The sequence below is a fragment of the 'Nostoc azollae' 0708 genome, from assembly GCF_000196515.1.
Taxonomy (GTDB): Bacteria; Cyanobacteriota; Cyanobacteriia; order Cyanobacteriales; family Nostocaceae; genus Trichormus_B; species Trichormus_B azollae.
On record NC_014248.1, the window covers coordinates 5,275,450 to 5,297,179 of the forward strand.

Below are 21,730 nucleotides of genomic sequence, written 5' to 3' on the forward strand. Positions count from 1 at the left end.
CCTATTCAGTTACCCTGAAAAGGACTATTACCACCAAATAATAATTAATAGATAATTACTGCTAACCGAAATCTATCATGTACCTCCTGTTCAATACTGGAAATATCCTTACCAATTAATTCTGGTGGTATATATCTATCCCTCAGAACCTACCAAAAAACGACGAAGTTTCCGATTTTGAGGATTTTTTACCTGAAAATGATCTGTATAAATAATTGAAGGTAAATCCCGATTATTAACTAAAATATTTTGCGGTTTAATATCACCTAATACATAACCAGAATCGTGGAGTGCAGCAATAAATGAAGCAATATTCAAAGCCCTTACGTGCAGAAATCGCCAGTTAATCCCTAATTTAAACTTATTACAATGTTGCGGATCATAAATATCAATAACTTGTCTTGAATTTCTCACTTCTGGCATCAACAAACCCACACAATTACCATTAATATCTTTGAGGACTGACGTAGGCCAAGCAAAAGAAATATGATTAAGGTGAGAACTTGGATCTGTGGGAGGATGCGATATCTTTACTGCTAACTTCTGCACACACTCAGATGTTGGTGAATGATATATTTTAGCTAAATAACCATTTAGATTAGTTCGCCAAACTTTCACTTCACCACTATCTATTGGTTCACCTACAAGAGTAATTGATTTCCCCGTAATTGCACAGGTGAGAACTGTCATATAATTTTACTCTCTTTCCCAGAGACACAAAAGCAAAGTTTTATCATCATCAATAGGAGAATTTAGTCGTTCAGAATTAAGAAAATCAATAATATATTTATCATCATCTAGATTATTTGTTTCTCGCAGAAACATTATCAATAGTGACAAAATCTTGTATCAGTCGCATAGGGCCAAAGGTGACTATAGCAACTTCTACACCCAAAGAAACTTGAGCATCTTTTAATACATCTTCCTTAAAAGCTGCCAGTCCTCTATTTAACTCCTGGATAGGCTGACCTGAGATCGAACCAGAAGTATCAAGTAGAAGAATTACAGGACAACTTTTTCCGGGTTTCCAAGAACTCAGGCAGTCCTAGCGGCATTTTTAATGCTCCTGGTTAATCAAAATTAGATGTTCAATATCTAATTTCGATCTTATTTGTTAGTACAGATTAACACATTAGTATTATTACGTAATCAAAATCCATAACAGCTTGATGAAAGGGGGTTTAGCTACTTAGGTAAGTTGCTCGAATTCCTATAACGCCAGATCCCCGATTTATTTTTTTATCTTATCAATAAATTATAAATTGATGTCAGATCTCAGGGATGTTATTATTCATTAATATCACAAAACTCAAATCGTAATTTTGAGCTTTTGATATAGTCTTCATCAATCTCAAAAGCTCACCAACATCTTTGTAAAGTTTCTGCAATTCTACCTGTCACATTAGAACCCGCAAAAGGATCTAAAACTATATCCCCTGGTTCTGTACACAAGTTAATTACAAATTCTGGTAATGCTTCCGGAAATCTGGCTGGATGTGGTTTTACACCTTCTTATTTACAACGCTTTTGATAATAATCATTGGAATCAGTATTAGAAGCATTAATTACATTAACAGGCTGTATTAAATCTTCCAGAAATATTTCTTCTTGTAGAAGGGTTGGTTTAGCAATTTGTTCTTGCTCTTTATTCTCACATCTATCAATAATATTAGGAGGAATAGCACCTCCTCTGTCATTACCAAATTTATTATTGGAAATATCATGTCCTGATGGTCTAATTTTAGGCTTATAAGCATTGTTGAGCAGATTTTTTATTGATTTACTATAAGGCTTTAATACTCTTCTACTATTAGCTTTAGGATGGGGTTCTTTAGACAAACACCATACTGTATTGACTGCATCTTTAACTCGTTCTCTGCGAATTGTTACCCATTCAGCAGGGGTAGGAAGTTTGGCTGGATTATACCAATATAGTTCTTGTGCTAAAAAAAATCCTAATCCACCTTTTTCTTTTGATCTGCACAGAGCAATAACTAGTTCAAAATGATAAAGAGAACGAACTGGCATTCTCTTAATCCAACTACCACCAATATCAATAACTAATGAACCTCTCGGTTTAAGAATCCGGTGAAATTGTGCTGCCAATTCTTGAAACCATTCAAGATATTGGTCTGCATCAACGTTGCCATATTCTTTTTCACGCACCAATGCAAATGGTGGAGAGGTGCAAATTAAATCAATACTTTCATCGGGAATACCTGCCATTAATTCCAAGCTATTGCCCAAATAAGCAGAACCCAAGTTTGTTGTATAGTAAGGGTTAAAATTTAGTTCTATATTCACTCAAGCTGCTAGTACCGCCCTGAATTCAAAATGCTTATTTCAGAAGAGCTACGCTAACAAAATTCAAGATGAATACGGCGTGAGCTTTTCAGAGATTTGAAATGGTTGGTTTATTTACGCCTTACTGTACTACTCATCCAGTTTAGGCTGGTAATTGGTAATTCATTATTTACTGTTACCTTGTCATTTTAGCTACCTTTAAGTATTAATTCTTGGTTTCTAAGATGCTAGATTAACACAAAAAGCAATGTTTCTGTAAAATTAGGTAAAGTAATGTTTCCACCTAATTTACTAAAGACTACAGCTAACTAATGCAACTGCAACTCAGAGGATCTAAATCTACCGTAGCTTCTTTGCTGTTAATTGCCCCTTTTTTCCTCTGGGGTACGGCAATGGTAGCTATGAAAGGTGTAATACCCCATACCACACCGCTATTCATGGCAGGAGTACGTTTGCTACCTGCGGGGGTGTTAATTCTCATCACTGGGGCATTTATGGGTAGACCCCAACCCAAAGGATGGTTAGCATGGCTATGGATTACTATATTTGCTTTTGTTGATGGTACCCTATTTCAAGGATTTTTAGCAGAGGGTTTGGTTATAACCAGTGCGGGTTTAGGTTCTGTGATGATTGACTCCCAACCTTTAGCCGTAGCTTTACTTTCCTTGTGGCTGTTTCAAGAACATATTGGCCTTTGGGGATGGTTAGGGTTAGGATTGGGAGTCACAGGTATTAGTTTAATTGGCTTGCCGGAAGAATGGATTTTTGCTCTTCTGGACTCAGGGGTAAAGATTACAACTGATAACTGGCAACAATTGTTTGCGAGTGGTGAATGGTTGATGTTACTGGCAGCTTTATCAATGGCTGTGGGAACTGTGCTGATTCGCTATGTGTGTAGGTATGCTGACCCGGTTACAGCGACTGGGTGGCATATAATTTTAGGCAGTTTGCCGTTGTGGGGAATTTCTGCTGTGGTGGAATCGCAACAGTGGCAAGGTTTGGTGATCTCTGATTGGTTGGCTTTAAGTTATGCAACTATATTTGGTAGTGCGATCGCTTATGGTTTATTCTTCTATTTTGCTTCCAGTGGGAATCTAACTAGCTTAAGTTCTCTCACCTTTCTCACACCTGTTTTTGCATTGATATTTGGTCATCTTTTTCTCTCAGAAGTTCTCAGTCCCATTCAATGGGTGGGAGTTTTCCTAACTCTAATTAGTATTTATCTAATTAACCAACGATAAAACTTAGCAGGTCAAAATAAAAAAGTGACTGTCAGTGAAAAAAATACTCAACAACAACCAGGTTTAGAAGCATCTAGCACAAATAAATTTACAAATGTTACTTTATCTGTAATAAAATCCGAACCAGAAGTTTTACCTTAACTTAATCAGCAGGAGATGGGGAAAATGAGGGATAAGAAAAAATTATCAATCAGAAATTACCGATTACCAATTACCAATTCCCTCCTGATATTATCGTCTTGTCTGTGTCTGGTTTTATATCCAAATCAAGCCATAACTGCTACACCTAAATCAGCGCCTATTCAACTAATGGTTCTCAGTCCAGGTGTTCGAGGTGCAGAAGTGGAAGTAATTCAGGTCCAACTCAAAGCGTTAGGTTATTACAATGATTTGATAGATGGACAATATGGTTCTAGTACCCAAAATGCCGTAACTCGATTTCAGCAAGAACAAGGTTTCAAGAAAGCAGATGGTATTGCTTATGAGTCTACAAGACAGCATCTCCAAGAAGTTTTATCCAGGAGAATTAAATGTAATACTTCTCCTCCTGTGACGGAGAAAATAAAGACTCAAATACAACCTCAGCCAAAAAATGATAATTGGTGGAAAATAATAAGTTTTGGATTTTTAGGAAGTGTGAGCGCATTTTTGTACATTGCACAAAGGTTAGCTGATAGTAAGCCAGATGTAGAACCTGGAAATTCAGAACAACCCCTTTTGAATTCATCTACTCGAAAAAAACGAAGATTTTTTCTCAAATCTGCTCCTTCTGTTCCATCACCAACTTCTACAACAGAATTATTACCAATTGAACATACTTCTATGGTATCTACACTCAATTTGTTTGACCGATTAATGGCAGATTTACAAAGTGGTGATTTGACACAACAACGAAAGGCGATTTGGAATATTGCTCAACAAGGTGACTCACGTGCAGTTCAACCTTTGGTAGATTTGCTGATTAATGCAGATTCACAACAACAAGGTTTGATTTTGTCAGCATTGGCAGAAATTGGTACTCGTACCCTCAAACCTATGAACCGTGCTTTGGCAATATCTATGCAAAATGATAATCCCCAAGTACGGAAAAATGCCATCCGTGATTTATTGCGGATTTATGACATGATGGCACAGATGAGTCAAATTTTACGCTATGCCTTAGAAGATCCAGATCCAGAAGTTCAAGCAACAGCCCAATATGCTTTAAATCAAATTAACCGTATGCGTAGCTTTACCGGATAAATAACTGATTCGAGTACAGAAAACCCTCATTAATAATTCGTAATTCCTAATTAAGATTCTTGTTAGTTCTGGGGAAATTAAACTCGTAAAATTGTTTAAAAATTTATTTATATTGAACAATACAAACATGATAATCTTATGACCAATCATCAATACAAATTACAAATTACCAATTAATGTCCAATTCGAGTACAGAAAACCCTCATTAATAATTCGTAATTCCTAATTAAGATTCTTGTTAGTTCTGGGGAAATTAAACTCGTAAAATTGTTTAAAAATTTATTTATATTGAACAATACAAACATGATAATCTTATGACCAATCATCAATACAAATTACAAATTACCAATTAATGTCCAATTTCAAATCTGCTATCTTACCACCACCTCTAAAACCAGGTGATTTATTACCCGTTATTGCTCCTAGTGGTGCATTGGGCGAATTTGGGGCTTTTGAACAAAGTTTGGAAATTTGGAAAGCCCACGGCTACCGTGTCCAAATCAGCGATCGCATAGAAAATAGATATGGTTATCTTGCTGGTACAGATGCCCACCGTCGTCAACAGTTAGCAGCAGCATGGAATGACCCGGAATGTCGGGGTATTATCTGCGCTAGAGGTGGTTTTGGGAGTACCCGCATTTTAGAAGATTGGACTTGGCAACAAAACACAGCAGATCCAAAATGGTTGATAGGCTTTTCTGATATAACAGCCCTGTTGTGGAGTCTGTACAACGCTAGTATTTCGGGTGTACATGGTCCCGTCATGACTACCCTAGTCAATGAGCCAGAATGGTCAATAAAGCGGTTATTTGATATTTTAGAAGGTCGTGAGATCGCACCTTTAAAGGGGAATAGTTGGGGTGGTGGAGTGGCTACAGGAATTTTGCTTCCTGGGAATTTAACAGTTGCTACCCATCTTTTGGGTACACCGATTTTACCTAACCTTGATGGTGTAATATTGGCGCTGGAAGATGTGACAGAACCACCCTATCGGATTGATAGGATGTTAACTCAATGGCGTTTAAGTGGGGTTTTATCTAAAGTCTGCGGTATTGCTTTGGGAGGGTTTACCAAGTGTGATACACCACCTCATATACCTATTTTGAGTATAAAGGAAGTTTTGCAAGATAGATTATCAGACTTAAATATTCCCATAGTTTCAGATTTACCCTTTGGTCATGATAGCCCCAATGCGGCTTTACCTGTAGGGGTAATGGCTACTTTGGATGCAAATCAGGGGATCTTGAAAATTCCACCATACTATTGAAAGATTTCCTTCAACCCCTCTTACGATAACAACGAGCTGTGGTATAGTAAGGGTGAAAAGTTTCCAAAAACTTACTCTGAAAAGTTTTAAAGAAAGCCTCTATTATTTGCGGTTCATCCAAATGAAATCAGCCTGTATCCTGATATCATCAATAGTGTTAAAATCCTGGAAATCGGGATAGATTAATCATTGTATTTGTATTTATTTTATTCGAGGGTAAAATAATTTATGGATAGAAACTTAATCATTCATGTTGGTGTTCACACCGGACAGGATACAGAATTTTATTTAAAAAAAGGCTTTAGAGTTGTTCGCATTGAAGCTCATCCTGATATTTGTGAATCCACAAAGAGACGACTAAATTCATATATAGAAAGCGGACAACTTACTTTTTTAAATGTTGCTGTATCCTCGAAAGAGGACCCTATCACCTTTTACGCTAACTTAGATAGAAGTTTTTGGGGTACAATTTCACCAGATAGAGTCATCTCCAGCGATCGCTCTTTTAGTACTCGTTCGGTGGAGATGACTCTCACAGGACGCAGATTTAAAAGCATCTTGGAGGAATTTGGCATTCCTTATTATCTTAAAGTAGATATTGAAGGATCAGATTTATGTCCTATAAGCGAATTACAGCAGCTTGATACTAAACCACAGTTTATATCCATAGAATCCAAAGAATCCAACAAAGCCTTTTGGAATGCTTTACTTGAGGAACTGGAGTTTTTAAAAAAACTTGGTTATCAAAAATTTAAAGCCCTTAATCAAGCAAAAGTAACTCAAGAAGTTTGTCCCTCACCAACAAGAGAAGGCAAATATATTCCATATCAATTTGAATATGGTGCTAGTGGACTTTCTGGAGAAGAAACACCAGGTGATTGGCTATCAGAAAGTGAGGCTAGTACGGTATATAAAGGCACTTATACGGACTAAAAAATACTCGGACTCAACGGAATAATTTACCGTTTTGCTATCGCCAAAATTCTCTTATAAATTCTGAAAATCAAAGAACCTTGGTATGATACTCATGCTAGTTTATAAATGATTTTATGTGTGAGCCTAATCTATCACTGACATTTACTTACTTGCATTTACCAACCAAACCTTAATCTCCTATGACTCCTATCCAATTTGACCCAGTTCCTGAAATATCAGTAGTTGTCTGTACCTACAATAGAGCAACATATTTAGATAAAACTATTAACAGTGTTCTCAATCAAACCTTCCCAAATTGGGAATTAATTATAGCTGATGATGGTAGCCAAGACCATACCTTTGAAATTGTCAATCCTTATCTACAAAAATTCAACAATATTCGTTATTTAAAACATCAGAATAAAAAACAATGTTATGCCAAAAATGCTGGAATTCAAGCATCATTTGGTAAATATATTACCTTACTCGACAGCGACGATTCATATAAACCCAACCATTTAGAATCGCGCATTGAATACATGAGAGCCAATCCAGAAGTTGATTTGATAGAAGGCGGTTTTTATTGTGAAGAAGAAATTTTTATTGCTGATTGTTATCAGCCAGGTAAATTAATTAATCTGCGAGATTGTGTTTTAGGTCCGACATTTTTTGGCAAAAGAAAAGTATTTTTTGAATTAGGGGGATTTAAACATATTTCCTACGCTGAAGATGCAGAATTTTGGGCAAGAGCCGAAAAAATACTTACCACTGCCAAAATAACTAAACCAGAAACGTATAATTATACGAGAGGAGAAAATAGTATTACTAAAACTTTTTCAGAGATCTCCTAATTTCCTTGTTTAAATTTGTTTAATTAAGCTGAAATAATAGAGCTAATGATAAAATCAAAACAGCATATTTGTCATATAGTTTTGAGTAATATTGGTGGAGCGCCACGGACTGCGGATTCCCTAATTTCTTCCCAATCTAAAGCTGGGTACAAAGTCTCTAGCGTAGTATTGACTAATTTAGATCCTCAATGGATAGTAGCCTTTCAAGCTGCTGAAAAACTAATAATCATGAAAGTTGCAGGTAGTTTATTTTATATCGGTGGACCGATACACCAACTATGGATAGCTATCCAATTAAGGAAAGTAATTTCTGACCTAAAACCAGATATTGTTGTTTGCCATACGGCATTTATCACTAAACTTTTTTATATCTCTCAACTTATTCCTGGCAGTTTTTCAGTTCCCTCTATCAGTTATATTCATACTGATGTTATTTCTGAACTACCTGCTGAAAGCAAAAGCAGGTTATACTCAGTGATAAAACTATTACAGAATTTATTTATACTTATTGATAATTGGATTAGTGTACGTAGTCTTCAGCAAGCTAGTGGATTAGTATTTGTTTGTAAAAGTCTATATGAAAGATTCTTAGATCTGGGCTTAAGTCCTCGTCGCATAGCAATATGTTATAATCCAGCAATACCTGATCCAAGTCATAAGCCGTTAAATGCTACAGCGGAATCGTGGTTCAAAAGCCCTGATTTAATTACCTTTGTATCTGCTTCCAGATTTCATCATCAAAAAGATCATCAAACATTACTCAAAGCATTTGCTCAAGCTAGTCAATATCACTCCAACATCCGGTTAATTTTACTAGGAGATGGTGGTTTAGAAACACAAATCCAAAAATTAGCGACTTCTTTAGGAATTAGTAATCTTGTTTTATTTGCAGGTACTGTTACTAATCCTAGAGCTTACTTCTCATTATCTAGAGCAGTTATACTTGGTTCTCATTATGAAGGATTTGGTATGGTGCTTGTAGAAGCTGTAGCTAGTGGGGTAACGTTTATTTCCTCTGATTGTCCTGTTGGTCCCCGTGAGATTTCTGAAGTGCTGCAATGTGGAACTTTAGTACCAACAAATGATGTTGATGCTTTAGCACAAGCAATTATTACTCATGTAGAAACACCTAAAGAAATAATAGACCGTTCTGAGCAAATAGAAAGACTTTTTAGTGAGTCTACCTGTGCCAATAGCTTAGAAATTTTGCTCCAGGAGGTGTTTGGTGAAAAACTGTATAAATGAACTTGACTATTATTCTCTCCTAATTTCCTAATTATAGATGAATATTAATCTTTACTCATCCAAAATAATCAATTGTGGCAATCAAATTTTCTACAGGATGAAACGAATTTCTAGTTTAGGAATTATTCTGGTCTTTTGTCTGCTATTTTTATTCAGTTGTCAGCACATAAAACCAAAAGACAAAGGGGTAATTCATTTATCACTCTGGTATTCACTCAATCCTCCTGAAAATAGAGATTTTTTTCAAACGCTGGTAAATAAATTTAATCAAACTCATCAGAATATTAAATTTGAACCTATATTTAAACCAGATCCTCAATTACCAAAGATATTAACAGCATTTGTTGGTAATGCGTCACCAGACATTTTATTTTTTTAACCATAATGTACTGGATAGTTTGTAGAATTGGGAGCAATTAAACCTTTAGAGGATTGGTTAAAAAACTTGGGAGTCAAGTCAGATATTAGACCAAATTTATTAGCAGGGATGGAGATAAATGATCAGATTTGCTCTGTTCCCTTGCAAACCAGTAATATTGGGATTCTTGAGCGATCTAAGCTTTTCCAAGCAGCAGGAATTACGGAACCACCAAAGACTTGGGAAGAATTGAGAGCAGTAGTGAAAAAATCGACTATTGACAAAAATGGAGATCATCGACCGGAACAGTATGGAATGTTACTAACTTTTGGTAAAGGAGGATGGACAGTTTTTAGTTGGTTGCCGTTTTTGTTTGCTGCCCAAGGAGAAATTATCACTGATCATTACCCAAGTTTAAGTAATCCGGGTGCAATCACTGCTTTACAATTTTGGTAGGACCTAATTAAAGATGGCTCAGTTTTGCTTTCTGCTCCAGAACGAGGTTACGAAGAGGATGCCTTTCTTGAAGGTCGTGTGGCAATGCAGATTACTGGGCCTTGGACATTAATTATGAAATCTCCAGTGGGGCATCAAGTATTTCCTGTATCGGCTGGGGTAATATCCGCAACAGTCAAAGGTACTGCTAGTTTGTTTGTGATGAAAACCTCAGCAGAAAGAGAAAAAGCCGCACTCACATTTTTAGAGTATGTCTTAAGTGAATAATTCCAAACAGAATGGACTATGAAAACTGGTTTTTTACCAGTTACTTTTTCTGCAGCTCGTAGTCAAACTTATCAGCAATATATTAACAAAAATCCATTACTCAAAGTATTTTTTGAACAGTTGCCTGTAGCACATTCTGTACCTTCTGTAGCTGGCTATAATCGGATTGCTGATAGTTTGGGTAGAGCTATTGAAACTACATTATTAGGTAATTCTTAGGCAAAAGCAGCTTTAGAAGAGGCACAAAAACGTTTAGAAGTGATTGGGAGTGAAAAATAACAAACATTCTGACTCCTGAGTCCTCATTTTTTAACTTTTTATTAAGTTAAGTAAAGCAATTCTAAGAGCTTTTGAGATGTGTTGATAAAGGGGAATCTGAGGATGATAAGCTAAACAGTGACATATAAAAGTGACTTAGGATGAAGTGTTAAATGGGTGTTTCCTCAACGGCTCCTCTCCTTCTTCGGGCTGCACGTGGTGAAGTAGTAGATCGTCCCCCTGTCTGGATGATGCGACAAGCGGGACGATATATGAAAGTATATCGGGATTTGCGAGAAAAATATCCTTCATTTCGCGATCGCTCAGAAATTCCAGAAGTAGCGATTGAAGTTTCCCTCCAACCCTGGAGAGCTTTCCAACCCGACGGAGTGATTTTGTTTTCCGATATTGTCACCCCCTTACCAGGAATAGGGATTGACATGGATATTGCGGAAGGGAAGGGACCGATTATTTATTCGCCCATACGCACTCAAGCACAAATTGAAAAACTGCATCCCCTAGATCCAGAAAAAGCCCTACCGTTTATTAAAATGATTTTGGAATCCTTGCGTAAGGAAGTGGGCAATCAATCAACGGTGTTAGGCTTTGTGGGCGCACCTTGGACATTAGCAGCTTATGCGGTGGAAGGTAAAGGTTCTAAAACCTATTCCATCATCAAAAACATGGCCTTCTCAGACCCGACTATTCTGCATCAGCTATTAACAAAATTAGCTAACTCCATTGCTGATTATGTGCGCTATCAAATTGACTGCGGCGCTCAAGTAGTGCAAATGTTCGATTCATGGGCAGGACAATTAAGTCCCCAAGATTATGACACCTTTGCTTTACCTTATCAAAAAATGGTGTTCGAGAAAGTCAAAGAAACTCATCCTGATACACCATTAATTTTGTTGGTGACAGGTAGTGCAGGGCTTTTGGAAAGAATGCCCGCTTCTGGTGCAGATATAATTACTGTAGACTGGGCAGTAGATATGGCAGATGCCAGAGCTAGATTAGGTAAGTACGTGAAAGTACAGGGCAATCTTGATCCCGGTGTTTTATTTGGTTCTAAGGAATTTATCCGTGATCGCGTTTTGGATACCGTTCGCAAAGCAGGCAATTGGGGACACATCCTCAATCTCGGACATGGTGTACTTCCAGAAACACCAGAAGAAAACGTCGCGTTCTTCTTTGAAACCGCAAAAAACCTGAATGCGTTGGTTTAGTCAGTTAGGTGGGCAGAAAGCCCACCTGATTTTTATGGGGAAATTTTCTAAAGTTGAGAGTAGTTGCTGATAATAAACTGAAGAGATGATTTGGGAACAATACCAGTATTTAGAACATTTGGTACGGGCAGCAAAAGCCAAAGCTTTATTAAAGTTAAAAGCAGGTGAATAAGGTGAATAAATTAACCAATTATATAATATATGAGTACATACGTTTTATATTTTCTAAAAATTTTAAATTATAAAGCCTTTAATTGCCTTAAATTCGATTAATCTTGAGTTTACAATACCTCTTACTCTACCCAAAACTTCCAAATTCATGACCAAAAAACGGATTTTAATCACGGGTGCAAGTGGCTGTATCGGTCACTATATCAGCGAAGCCTTAATTCAAAACACCAATCACGAACTTTATTTATTGGTGAGAAACCCAAAGAAACTACAAGTTGATACTACAGCCCGTCCAGGAATCACCATTTTACAGGGTGATATGCAAGAAATTACTAATTTCTCTAATTTACTCAAAAGCATTGATATTGCTGTTTTAACAGCCACTTGCTGGGGGGGTAACGGCGTTTTTGATATCAATGTCTCCAAGACTCTAGAATTAATGAACCTGCTAAATCCTGAGAAATGTCAACACGTAATTTATTTTTCAACGGCCAGTGTCTTAGATCACGACAATCAACCACTCAAAGAAGCAGGAGAAATAGGTACAGATTATATCCGTTCTAAATATGATTGTTTACATAAAATCCAAGAATTAGCTATTTTTCCCAAAATCACTACAGTTTTTCCTACCCTAGTCTTAGGTGGTGATGAAACAAAACCTTATTCTCATCTCACATCAGGTATTCCTGAAGTTACTAACTATATTAATATCATTCGTTTTTTACAAGCAGATGGCAGTTTTCACTTTATTCATGGCAAAGATATTGCTACAATCGTTCAATATTTAATTGATTATCCACCACAACCAGGAGATCCACGCCGATTTGTTTTGGGTCAATCTGCGTTAACTGCTAATCAAGCTATAGAAGAAGTTTGCGCTTATTTAAGTAAAAAGATTTACTTTCGCATTCCTCTATTTTTAGGTTTCGCAAATGTGATTATTGCTTTACTTCGCATTCAAATGGCAGCTTGGGATAGATTCTGTATGAACTATCGTCATTTTAGCTATGCTAACGCTATTAATCCCAGCAGTTTCAATTTACCTAATTACTGTGCAACGATGAGTGATGTTTTGAAAATTAGTGGTGTTAAAGGTGGGAAATAAATATTAATTTTATAAAAATAGCCCTTTTAAGGTGAATTTAAAAATTTTAAATCAGCTTCTGTTCAACATCCTAATCATTATAGTGACTGCTATAACTCGTCGATTGTCATCAATCCACCCTCTGTAAATTACACCACAAGCTCACGAAACTCCAGCAGAGAAGTTCCCAGCAACGGTCGCCGACCTGTAGGAAGTACACGAACTTCATGTTCCTCATTATTCGCCAATCTTGACGGGAGGATATTATGCAAGAGTCAGTAATTTATCAGGATATTTTACAAAAAGGTAAAAAAGAAGAAGCTTTAAAATGGATTACTAGTTGTCTAAATTATCGCTTTCGTGAAGTTAATTCATTACTAATGGAATGAGTTAAGGTATTACCTGTGCAATAATTATAATTCTTGAGAGATGTTGTAACCCACATTCGGCACCATAAAGTGCCACAGAGAGAAATTACGGAGAGAAAAAATCCAAGGGAGCATAAAAACAAACATATGCAGTAAAAAAAGGCATTGGAGAAACAGTAAAGCACCAAAAATAGCATCAAAAGCTATTCTCAATAAGGAGCAATAAGAAAGAACACTGCCCAGAGGAGTCAACAGATAAATGAAGATATTCAAGAGATAAATCATAACTTAGACTCATAGATTGAAGTAAAAAAATAAATTCTAGTAAAATAGAGCTATAAATCAAAGAGATTAGGTTATTTTCTGATAGAAATTAAATTAATAGAGATAAATTAATAGAGAGAAAAATTAGGTAAGTAATTGATAGTAGGGAAAACAATGCTCTGGTAAAGGATTCACAATGAAATTTCTCTCTTGAGTCCAGTAACAGATGTGTTTTTCTTGGTTAACTGTAACTAAATGAATAGACTGAAAGCATGGAAAAATCCAGCGTAAAGTGGGGCGGTCAGTTGGTTTGCCCAATTGATTTTTTACTGTTGATTTAGACTCTCTCAAAGGGGTTCTAATTTGTCGTTGCCCTAAAGTATAAACCAGCAGACATAAACCCATAATCATTCCCAGGGACTCTATTCTCTCTGGACTTTTTAGGAAAATACTGTCTGCAAGAAATAATGGGTCTTTGAGAAAAGCAAACCCTCTCTGGCAAGACTGTTGAGCTTTATATTCACTCAAGATGGAGTCATGGGTAAGTTCATTGGAATCCAAAAAGTTTGTAGCAATAATAAAAGGCCCTGCCCTCAGAAATTCTGTATTAATTTTACTTTCATTCTGGGAGAATGTAGCTGATATTTCATTAGGATATCTCTCCTGAACTATCTTTTTTCTTAGATTTGATTTGAGTAACTTTACTCTGGTTAATTCGGTGATATTTGAATTGTTTGAATAGTTTAGATAACCCCTTGATAGCATCACCTTCACAAGCAAATTTTTCTGGTGATAATTTTTTCAAATCTTGCACAGCTTTTGATTGTGCCTTGGTAATTTTTTGTGAGAGTTTACCCAGGTCTGATTCTCTTCTTTCTTGACTTTGCACTACTAACCATCTTTGTTCTATTCCTGAATAATTTACTGTTTTTGAAGCTAGTTTATATCCGGGTAAGTTACTATCAACAAATTCTGGTTCTGGTAATGTTGATATTAATCATTGTGCTGATTTTACGCTTAATGGCACTGGATATAACCAGCTTAAATCTAACATCATTTTCAGATTTGATTCTGTATATAAGGCCCAGTCTGCTACTATTAGACTGTTAACTTTTAATTGTTTTTGGTACTCTACTGCTATTTTACCAAAGCATGATGAATCTGCTTGGTGTCCCGATGCTAGTTTTAAAAATATATATTGGTATGTCTCCATCTCCTGAACATATCATTTCTATGATGAACTGTTTTAACTCCGGTCTATGGTCACCAGAATAACCGTAGGTGATGGTTATTTCTTGTGGTGATTTTACTGCTAATTTTTCTAGTTCTTGATTATTTCCTACTTTTCGACTCTCAAATATTATTTCTGGTAAGGTGGTATTATATTGCCCATGTATGTGCATTTATGATGAGTCTAGATGCCCTACTCATAGGGATACTCCAAATTTTGGGGCTGCTTTTAAGGCGACAATAAAAAATATTCTATCCAATCCTTTTATAAATAGTTTATCCATGACTCTCCCCAGTTTATCGTCCTTGAGATATTCTGGTTTTACTCCTGCTCCTATTAGATGCTCACAGGCTATTGATAAAGTAAATGTAAAGGGGAGTAGAAAAGGAATGTTGGAAGGATAGGATACATCAGATATAGTGTATTTACATAGCTAATCATGGCACGAAAGTCTTACCCCACAGACTTAACTGATATGGAGTGGGAAATCCTGGCCCCATTGATTCCACCAGCCAAAGAAGGAGGGCATCCACCCACAACAGATATGGGTGAAATATGTAATGCCATCTATTATCATTTGAAAACTGGATGTCAATGGAATATGCTTCCAGGTGACTTCCCGCCAAGGTCAACGGTATATAGCTATTACAGTAAATGGCAGGGCCAGGGGGTTTGGGAAAAATTCAACCATACATTGGGTGGTCAAGTTCGCTCGAAATTAGGTAAATCAACACAACCTACCGCGCTCGCTGCAGACAGTCAGTCGGTCAACACTGACCAAAAAAAGGGGATGTGTATGGTTTTGACGGATGTAAAAAGGTAAAAGGAAGAAAGGGGCAAACTTTAGTTGATAGCCTGGGACTTGTGTTGAAAGTTGTTGTTAGTGAAGCCAATGCCCCAGAACGAATACTTGCTGCCTATGCACTAATGGAACTGCTAGAGGAACCCACAGAATTATTGGAAAAAGTCCAAGTTTTATGGGTTGATTCCGGTTATGACGGTGATAAATTTGCACTTGCAGTTTGGTTCCTGATTCAAGCTCATGTTGAAGTCATAGGACCTACTGAGCAAGAATTTAAAGTTTTACCACAACCCTGGGTAGTAGAAAGAACATTTGGGTGGTTTAACTAATATCATCGTCTAAGCAAGGATTATGAGCGTTTAACACAAATGAGGGAAGGGGCTATATATGCTCTTATGACTAGAATTATGCTACTTCCTCTTGTCTCCTCAACATTTACTTTATAAATCATCTCTCAGAGGCGATTGTTTTAAAATATTGGGGAAACATATATAACGGTTTTTATACAAATCCTAACCCGTTGATTATCATGGGTTTTACTACATGACCCGGACTTACTTTCTCTCCAATTTCAACGATTATTTCTACTACTCCTATGGCGTCTATTATTCCTGCTACCATGCCTAAATGGTCTAGGTTTTGAGTTTCCATTTTTTGAAGCTTTGATTTCACAACAGAATTAATCACAACAGGAGTTGTGATTAATTCATTTCCTCTTCTGTTCTAATTTAATTTTTAAATCATTAAATTTTCTTTTCTTTTATCTTCTTTACAAAACTTTATTCTCTCACTCTATTGCCATTTTAATCATCCTTGTTCTCATTAAGCTTTTTCTTGCTTCCAGGAGATTTAGTTGTTGTGTACTACTATCTGTGACAGTTAGGTTACAGTTAGGGTGCGGAAGGTGGGTTGTATTTAATTTACCAACGATGGCAGATTTGGAAGTTTGGCTAAAACAACAAGAATGATCTTCGGTATGTGCGATCGATCGCTTTGCTCTTCCCAGCTATCGCTCTCATGTAACTAAAAAAGGCAGAAGTTAAGAAAGAATGAAGCACAAAGGAGCGTATCGCTAAAGCGAAAGCTCCGCTAACGCGTAGCGTCCCGAAGGGATAGGACAGGAAAGAAAGAGAAATTCAGAGAGATTTTGCGTAAGTCTTAAGAATATAAATCTACAAAAAGAGTGAGCGCTGTGATCGCACTGTATTACTTACGGGCTGGCATACTTTTCAATGTTTTGGAGATAGTATTCAGTATTACTCACAATTTTTTTTAAACTTTTGAAATATATGGGGTAAATTGCTCCATTGAAATAGTATTATCACCATACTTATGATACAGCTTCAAGTAATTGATAATTTCAGTTTTCGTCTGAGTATCTACTAAATTAAAAAAAGGATCATTACGATTATAAGAGTGATACTTAGAAAAATGAGTTCCAAAATATCTACATCAGCCGCTGTATTAGGGAGTAAATCTATCTGTACAGCGCAAAATGTCATATCCCTTCAATGTTAATGCTGCAACTGTTAGAGGGGAAATATGCACATCAGCAATCAAGCGAAGGTTATTCATGCTGAAGGAATACCTACAGTTTTGTCAGAAACTGTCCAAGGAGTATAGTTGAGAGCCTGTCGGATATCTTCATCCTCTAATTCTGGATAAGCTTCTAAAACTTCCTGAACGGAAAGGTTACTGGCCATTTTAGCACAAAGCCCACAGTAATAGGCATTCCCCGGATGGTTCGTTATCCGAGGCAAACGTTAGGATTAACAGTAATACGATCTAATTGAGCAAGCACTGTAGGACTCCTTAACTAGAAAGATTCTTTCCCCATTCTCACATACAGCAGACCAATATAGAAAAAAGTCAATTAGTCTTAATTTTGGTTACAGTTAGATTACAAATAAATCGTGAGGGGTGATACTATGCGTGTTTTGCTAGTTTATCCAATATTTCCCAAAACCTTTTGGTCCTATGAAAAAGTCCTAGCACTGGTAGACAGAAAGGTTTTGTTACCACCATTGGGTTTAGTCACAGTAGCGGCGATTTTGCCCCAAGAATGGGAATTTAAACTTGTAGATCGTAACATCCGCGCTGCCACCGAAGAAGAATGGGCATGGGCAGATATAGTCATATTCTCGGCTATGATTGTCCAAAAACAAGACTTACTAGATCAAATTCGGGAAGCAAAAAGACGTGGTAAGTTAGTGGCTTTGGGTGGACCCTATCCCACATCTACAGCCGATGAAGTAGAAGCAGCAGGGGCAGATTTCCTAATCTTGGATGAAGGAGAAATCACTTTACCCATGTTTGTGGAAGCTGTACAAAAAGGTGAAAAATCTGGAGTTTTCCGCGCTACAGAAAAACCTGATGTCACAGGTACACCCATTCCCCGCTTTGATTTATTAGAATCTGATGCCTATGATATGATGTCGGTGCAGTTTTCGCGTGGTTGTCCCTTCCAGTGCGAATTTTGCGACATCATTGTATTATATGGACGCAAACCCAGAACCAAAACACCCGCACAACTGTTAGCAGAATTAGATTATCTGTATGAGTTGGGTTGGAGACGTGGTGTATTCATGGTAGATGATAACTTTATTGGCAACAAACGCAATGTGAAATTGTTGCTGAAAGAGTTAAAAGTTTGGATGGCTGAACATCAATATCCCTTCAATTTTGACACAGAAGCTTCCATTGACTTGGCACAAGATGCAGAGATGATGGAGTTGATGGTTGATTGCGGATTTAAAGCAGTATTTTTGGGTATTGAAACACCAGATGAAGATAGTTTACAACTAACTAAGAAATTCCAAAATACTCGCAGTTCTTTAACTGAGTCTGTAGAAACTATCATTAAAGCTGGACTGCGGCCAATGGCTGGGTTTATTATTGGTTTTGATGGTGAAAAAGCCGGTGCAGGCGATCGCATCGTCAGATTTGCAGAACAAGCAGCCATCCCTTCTACCACCTTTGCTATGTTACAAGCATTACCCAACACTGCATTGTGGCATCGCCTAAAAAAAGAAGGCAGACTGCGGGAAAATAAAGACGGAAACATCAATCAAACCACATTGATGAATTTTATTCCCACCCGTCCCCTAGAAGAACTTGCTAGGGAATATGTGGAAGCCTTCTGTGCTTTATATGACCCAGTGGCATATTTAGATCGCACCTATCGCTGTTTCTTAATGTTGGGTTCTCCCGAATGGACAGCACCAGCTAAAACGCCAGAATGGGTAGTTATCAAAGCACTGCTAATTGTAATTTGGAGACAAGGTTTTAAACGGGAAACCCGCTGGAAATTCTGGCATCACTTCTTGAGCATTCTCAAGCATAACCCCAAAGTAATTGAACAGTACGTTTCTACTTGCGCCCACATCGAACATTTTATGGAATATCGGCAAATTGTGCGCGATGAAATTGAAAGTCAATTAGCCGCTTATTTAGCCCAAGGTGCAGAAAAACCTTATATTCCAGAAAAGGAAAAAGTAGAAGCGGTAGTTTAGGATATTCTAGAATTAGACGCAAAGGCAAGAAGAGTAATATATGTATACTTTGCGTCATTATTAATAATGACAGCTTTCATCAAAGGAGGGCTTATGACTCAAGTTATGGAAAGTTCTTTGGGTTTAGTAACAGAAGAACAACACTTCTTATGTTTGGGAATAAATTAGGAACGATTTATAGATAAATTAAACAACTTCTATCAGCAATCAGCAATCACCAATCACCAATCACCAGCTATAGCTGCAAAACGAAAACTTCCTCACCAGAATAAACCAAAGTTTTACCCACAGGTAAGACAGCCAAAGCATTTGTTTGCGCTAAATTAATTAAATTACCCGAACTATCATTACCCTCGGCTTTGTGAAATTGATAACCACCATTTACCAGATGTAACTTACCCCAAACATAAGTTTCCATCTTACCATTTGATTGTAATTCTGAATGCGATCGCACTTTCAAAAATTTTCCTTCCCAACCTTTAGAAAGTCCCGCCAGTTTTTTAATTGTTGGTTGTACAAACCGCCAGCAAGTAACCAAACCAGAAACAGGATTTCCAGGTAAACCAAAGTATAATGAATTGGGGAAAGTTGCAAAAGTCAGAGGTTTTCCCGGACGCATTTGCACAGAGCTAAAGTGAACTTTTGCCCCCAGAGACACTAAAATCTTATCTATGTAGTCATAATCGCCCACAGATACACCACCAGTAGAAATAACTATATCAGCGTTGGCGATCGCATAATCTATAATTTCTTTTAAAGCCGTAGGATCATCTTTAACAATTCCTAACAGTAACACTTCCGCACCCAGTTCCCTTACCAAAGTAGCCAAAGCATACTGATTAGAATCAACAATTTGCCCAGGTTTGAGCATTTCTTCCGGCATCACCAACTCATTACCACTGGAAAGAATCGCCACACGGGGACGACGGAAAACACAGACTTGCTCACGTCCTGCCCCAGCTAAAACCCCAATTTCAGAAGCATTTAAACTAATACCTGCGGGTAACAGTTGCTTTCCAGCTTGGTAAAAATCACCCTTGCGTCTAACAAACTCTTCTAGTTGAGGTGCAGCAAAGATAAAAATGCGGTTTTCTTCCTGGTGAGTCTTTTCCTGCATAACAACAGTATCCGCACCTGTTGGCATCACCGCACCTGTAAAAATTCGCGCCGCTTCTCCTGGTTTAATAGTCACTTGGGGTTGATATCCGGCGGGAATTTCTTCCACAACTGTCAAAATAATGGGTTTATTAGCCCTTGCTTGCTGCACATCTGCATAACGCACAGCATAACCATCCATTGCCGAATTATCCCAATGGGGAAAATCGAAGGAACTGGTAACAGGAGTGGCTAAAATACGATTATTTGCCATCAACAAATCGACAAATTCTATATCCTGCTGGTTATCCAGCGGTTGTATAGCATTGAAAATAGTAGCTTCTGCATCTCTGACTGACAGCATATTTAATTATGATAGTTTTGGATATTTTAATCTAGTGTTGTGCAACTTCTATAGGTCTTACCCAAGTGTCACAATTAAGTTTCTTATAGGATGGTCAGATGAAGTCACTGGTTTAACCAGAACTTTGGGAATTAATAATTAATTTTATCACCGTTTAAACCTAATCCTGTGATGTGATTTGCGGCTTTCATCCCTTGCGTGAAGGCTAAGGTGTACACACAAGTCCTACCTGTCTTCGTTTCAGCTTTTTTTCCTATAAAATGGGCTAATTTGTACTATTTTTTGCTTCTTCTTTAACTAAGTTCTGAACGCTGCTATATCGCTTTAATTTAATATTAAAGATACGGGCAACAATTCTTTTCATACACCTACACATCAATACCTATTCTACATGACCATAGTTCAAACAGCCCAAAAACACTATCCCAAGGCAGAAATTACCCGTCGAGGCATGGCACTGGGAATAGATTTTGTTGGTGCATGGTTGGTTGGTCAGTTCTCTCTTGGGAAGCAATGATCTAGCTATTCAATTTGCCCAAATCTTTGTTTTTATTCTCACTTGGATGATTTTGCGGGTTTTAATCGTCTATAACAATCAGGGACAGAGTTTAGGAAGATGGGCTTTTAATTTAAAAGTTATAGAAGTTGACCATGGGCAAATAGTCAGCAGAATACCTGAAGTACAGGCATTATTGCAGCGTGAGGGGATTATTTGCTTTGGTTGCTTCTTAGGCTCAATTTTTTTGAGGAACATAATAGCGAATCCGACTGCTATACTGCTAGTGCTTCCCCTAGGGATTGACTGTGGTGCAGCCTTCTCAGAGACTCAGATGCGACAGGCTCTCCATGACCGCTATGCTAAAACTATGATCGTTTCGTCACAGCGCGGCTATTCGCTGGATTGAAAATTTAAGCGAATAGTTGAAAAAGTGCGGCGAAATGTGAGAAGATTGTCATTTGTGTTAAATCTCTCCCGGCTTTACTGTTTGTAAGATTATGGCTTTGTAAGATTATGGCTAAGAGTAAAGGTGCCCGCATAATAGTGACACTAGAATGCACCGAGTGTCGTACTAACCCAGACAAGCGTTCTCCAGGCGTTTCTCGCTATACCAGCACCAAGAACCGTCGGAACACCACTGGCCGCTTAGAACTGAAAAAGTTCTGTACCCACTGTAATAAACACACTGTTCACAAGGAAATCAAGTAAAG

The 21,730-nt window shown here is 37.4% G+C and carries 17 protein-coding genes and 7 pseudogenes; 16 read left to right on the top strand and 8 right to left on the bottom strand.

Annotated features, from left to right (window positions below; translation table 11 throughout):
- Positions 1 to 135 precede the first annotated feature (135 nt).
- The 3 genes and pseudogenes from AAZO_RS40340 to AAZO_RS24570 all read right to left on the bottom strand — a co-directional run bounded on the left by AAZO_RS40340 (position 136) and on the right by AAZO_RS24570 (position 2,298).
- On the bottom strand, positions 136 to 690 hold the full coding sequence (locus AAZO_RS40340; protein WP_049790955.1) for a hypothetical protein: 555 nt from the start codon (positions 688 to 690) through the stop codon (positions 136 to 138).
- Positions 691 to 823: 133 nt separating this feature from the next.
- Positions 824 to 1,055 (bottom strand): annotated as a pseudogene (locus AAZO_RS40350) (vWA domain-containing protein); the annotation flags it as partial.
- A gap of 304 nt (positions 1,056 to 1,359) precedes the next feature.
- Positions 1,360 to 2,298 (bottom strand): annotated as a pseudogene (locus AAZO_RS24570) (DNA-methyltransferase).
- Positions 2,299 to 2,615: 317 nt separating this feature from the next.
- Here AAZO_RS24570 and AAZO_RS24575 point away from each other — a divergent pair.
- The 12 genes and pseudogenes from AAZO_RS24575 to AAZO_RS41915 all read left to right on the top strand — a co-directional run bounded on the left by AAZO_RS24575 (position 2,616) and on the right by AAZO_RS41915 (position 13,274).
- A pseudogene (locus AAZO_RS24575) lies at positions 2,616 to 3,686 on the top strand (DMT family transporter).
- 24 nt (positions 3,687 to 3,710) lie between these two features.
- Positions 3,711 to 4,787: a peptidoglycan-binding protein gene (locus AAZO_RS24580; RefSeq protein ID WP_013193220.1), complete on the top strand. Its 1,077-nt coding sequence runs from the start codon at positions 3,711 to 3,713 to the stop codon at positions 4,785 to 4,787.
- Between the two features lie 352 nt (positions 4,788 to 5,139).
- Positions 5,140 to 6,054 (top strand): S66 peptidase family protein, encoded by a 915-nt coding sequence (locus AAZO_RS24585; RefSeq protein WP_013193221.1) that lies wholly within the window; start codon positions 5,140 to 5,142, stop codon positions 6,052 to 6,054.
- Positions 6,055 to 6,282: 228 nt separating this feature from the next.
- Complete coding sequence (locus AAZO_RS24590; protein WP_013193222.1) at positions 6,283 to 6,987, top strand: FkbM family methyltransferase; 705 nt, start codon at positions 6,283 to 6,285, stop codon at positions 6,985 to 6,987.
- A 182-nt stretch (positions 6,988 to 7,169) separates the two neighbouring features.
- Complete coding sequence (locus tag AAZO_RS24595; RefSeq protein ID WP_013193223.1) at positions 7,170 to 7,820, top strand: glycosyltransferase family 2 protein; 651 nt, start codon at positions 7,170 to 7,172, stop codon at positions 7,818 to 7,820.
- Between the two features lie 45 nt (positions 7,821 to 7,865).
- Entirely contained in the window at positions 7,866 to 9,065 is a 1,200-nt protein-coding gene (locus tag AAZO_RS24600) for a glycosyltransferase (protein WP_013193224.1), read from the top strand.
- 406 nt (positions 9,066 to 9,471) lie between these two features.
- A complete protein-coding gene (locus tag AAZO_RS44685) occupies positions 9,472 to 9,879 on the top strand; it encodes an extracellular solute-binding protein (RefSeq protein ID WP_476691469.1) in 408 nt (135 codons plus the stop codon).
- Between the two features lie 24 nt (positions 9,880 to 9,903).
- Positions 9,904 to 10,146 (top strand): hypothetical protein, encoded by a 243-nt coding sequence (locus tag AAZO_RS44690; protein ID WP_476691470.1) that lies wholly within the window; start codon positions 9,904 to 9,906, stop codon positions 10,144 to 10,146.
- 18 nt (positions 10,147 to 10,164) lie between these two features.
- On the top strand, positions 10,165 to 10,365 hold the full coding sequence (locus AAZO_RS44695; protein ID WP_476691471.1) for a hypothetical protein: 201 nt from the start codon (positions 10,165 to 10,167) through the stop codon (positions 10,363 to 10,365).
- A 212-nt stretch (positions 10,366 to 10,577) separates the two neighbouring features.
- On the top strand, positions 10,578 to 11,630 hold the full coding sequence (hemE, locus tag AAZO_RS24610) for a uroporphyrinogen decarboxylase (protein WP_013193225.1): 1,053 nt from the start codon (positions 10,578 to 10,580) through the stop codon (positions 11,628 to 11,630).
- Positions 11,631 to 11,949: 319 nt separating this feature from the next.
- The gene (locus AAZO_RS24615; protein WP_013193226.1) at positions 11,950 to 12,906 is read left to right on the top strand and encodes an NAD-dependent epimerase/dehydratase family protein; all 957 of its coding nucleotides are present in this window, start codon (positions 11,950 to 11,952) and stop codon (positions 12,904 to 12,906) included.
- Between the two features lie 245 nt (positions 12,907 to 13,151).
- Entirely contained in the window at positions 13,152 to 13,274 is a 123-nt protein-coding gene (locus tag AAZO_RS41915; protein ID WP_266887235.1) for a hypothetical protein, read from the top strand.
- A gap of 24 nt (positions 13,275 to 13,298) precedes the next feature.
- On the opposite strand, the gene AAZO_RS40360 is transcribed toward AAZO_RS41915, so the two are convergent.
- Both AAZO_RS40360 and AAZO_RS44390 read right to left on the bottom strand, forming a co-directional pair.
- Positions 13,299 to 13,538: a hypothetical protein gene (locus tag AAZO_RS40360; protein ID WP_013193227.1), complete on the bottom strand. Its 240-nt coding sequence runs from the start codon at positions 13,536 to 13,538 to the stop codon at positions 13,299 to 13,301.
- 123 nt (positions 13,539 to 13,661) lie between these two features.
- Positions 13,662 to 15,106, bottom strand: a pseudogene (locus tag AAZO_RS44390) (IS1634 family transposase); the annotation flags it as partial.
- An 81-nt stretch (positions 15,107 to 15,187) separates the two neighbouring features.
- Between AAZO_RS44390 and AAZO_RS32400 the strand changes: the two are divergent.
- Positions 15,188 to 15,996, top strand: a pseudogene (locus tag AAZO_RS32400) (IS5 family transposase).
- A 58-nt stretch (positions 15,997 to 16,054) separates the two neighbouring features.
- Here the strand turns inward: AAZO_RS32400 and AAZO_RS24640 are convergent.
- Both AAZO_RS24640 and AAZO_RS40385 read right to left on the bottom strand, forming a co-directional pair.
- Positions 16,055 to 16,201 (bottom strand): annotated as a pseudogene (locus AAZO_RS24640) (DUF4277 domain-containing protein); the annotation flags it as partial.
- Positions 16,202 to 17,121: 920 nt separating this feature from the next.
- Positions 17,122 to 17,253, bottom strand: coding sequence for a DUF433 domain-containing protein (locus tag AAZO_RS40385; protein WP_228371409.1), 132 nt, complete (start codon positions 17,251 to 17,253; stop codon positions 17,122 to 17,124).
- A gap of 225 nt (positions 17,254 to 17,478) precedes the next feature.
- Here AAZO_RS40385 and AAZO_RS24650 point away from each other — a divergent pair, with 225 nt between their 5' ends.
- A complete protein-coding gene (locus AAZO_RS24650; RefSeq protein WP_013193229.1) occupies positions 17,479 to 19,062 on the top strand; it encodes a B12-binding domain-containing radical SAM protein in 1,584 nt (527 codons plus the stop codon).
- A 235-nt stretch (positions 19,063 to 19,297) separates the two neighbouring features.
- Here the strand turns inward: AAZO_RS24650 and AAZO_RS24655 are convergent, their stop codons facing one another.
- Complete coding sequence (locus tag AAZO_RS24655; protein WP_013193231.1) at positions 19,298 to 20,521, bottom strand: molybdopterin molybdotransferase MoeA; 1,224 nt, start codon at positions 20,519 to 20,521, stop codon at positions 19,298 to 19,300.
- A gap of 391 nt (positions 20,522 to 20,912) precedes the next feature.
- Here AAZO_RS24655 and AAZO_RS24660 point away from each other — a divergent pair.
- Together AAZO_RS24660 and rpmG are read left to right on the top strand one after the other, a co-directional pair.
- Positions 20,913 to 21,426, top strand: a pseudogene (locus AAZO_RS24660) (RDD family protein).
- 107 nt (positions 21,427 to 21,533) lie between these two features.
- Positions 21,534 to 21,728, top strand: a complete 195-nt coding sequence (rpmG, locus tag AAZO_RS32410; RefSeq protein ID WP_013193232.1) for a 50S ribosomal protein L33 — start codon at positions 21,534 to 21,536, stop codon at positions 21,726 to 21,728.
- Positions 21,729 to 21,730: the final 2 nt, after the last annotated feature.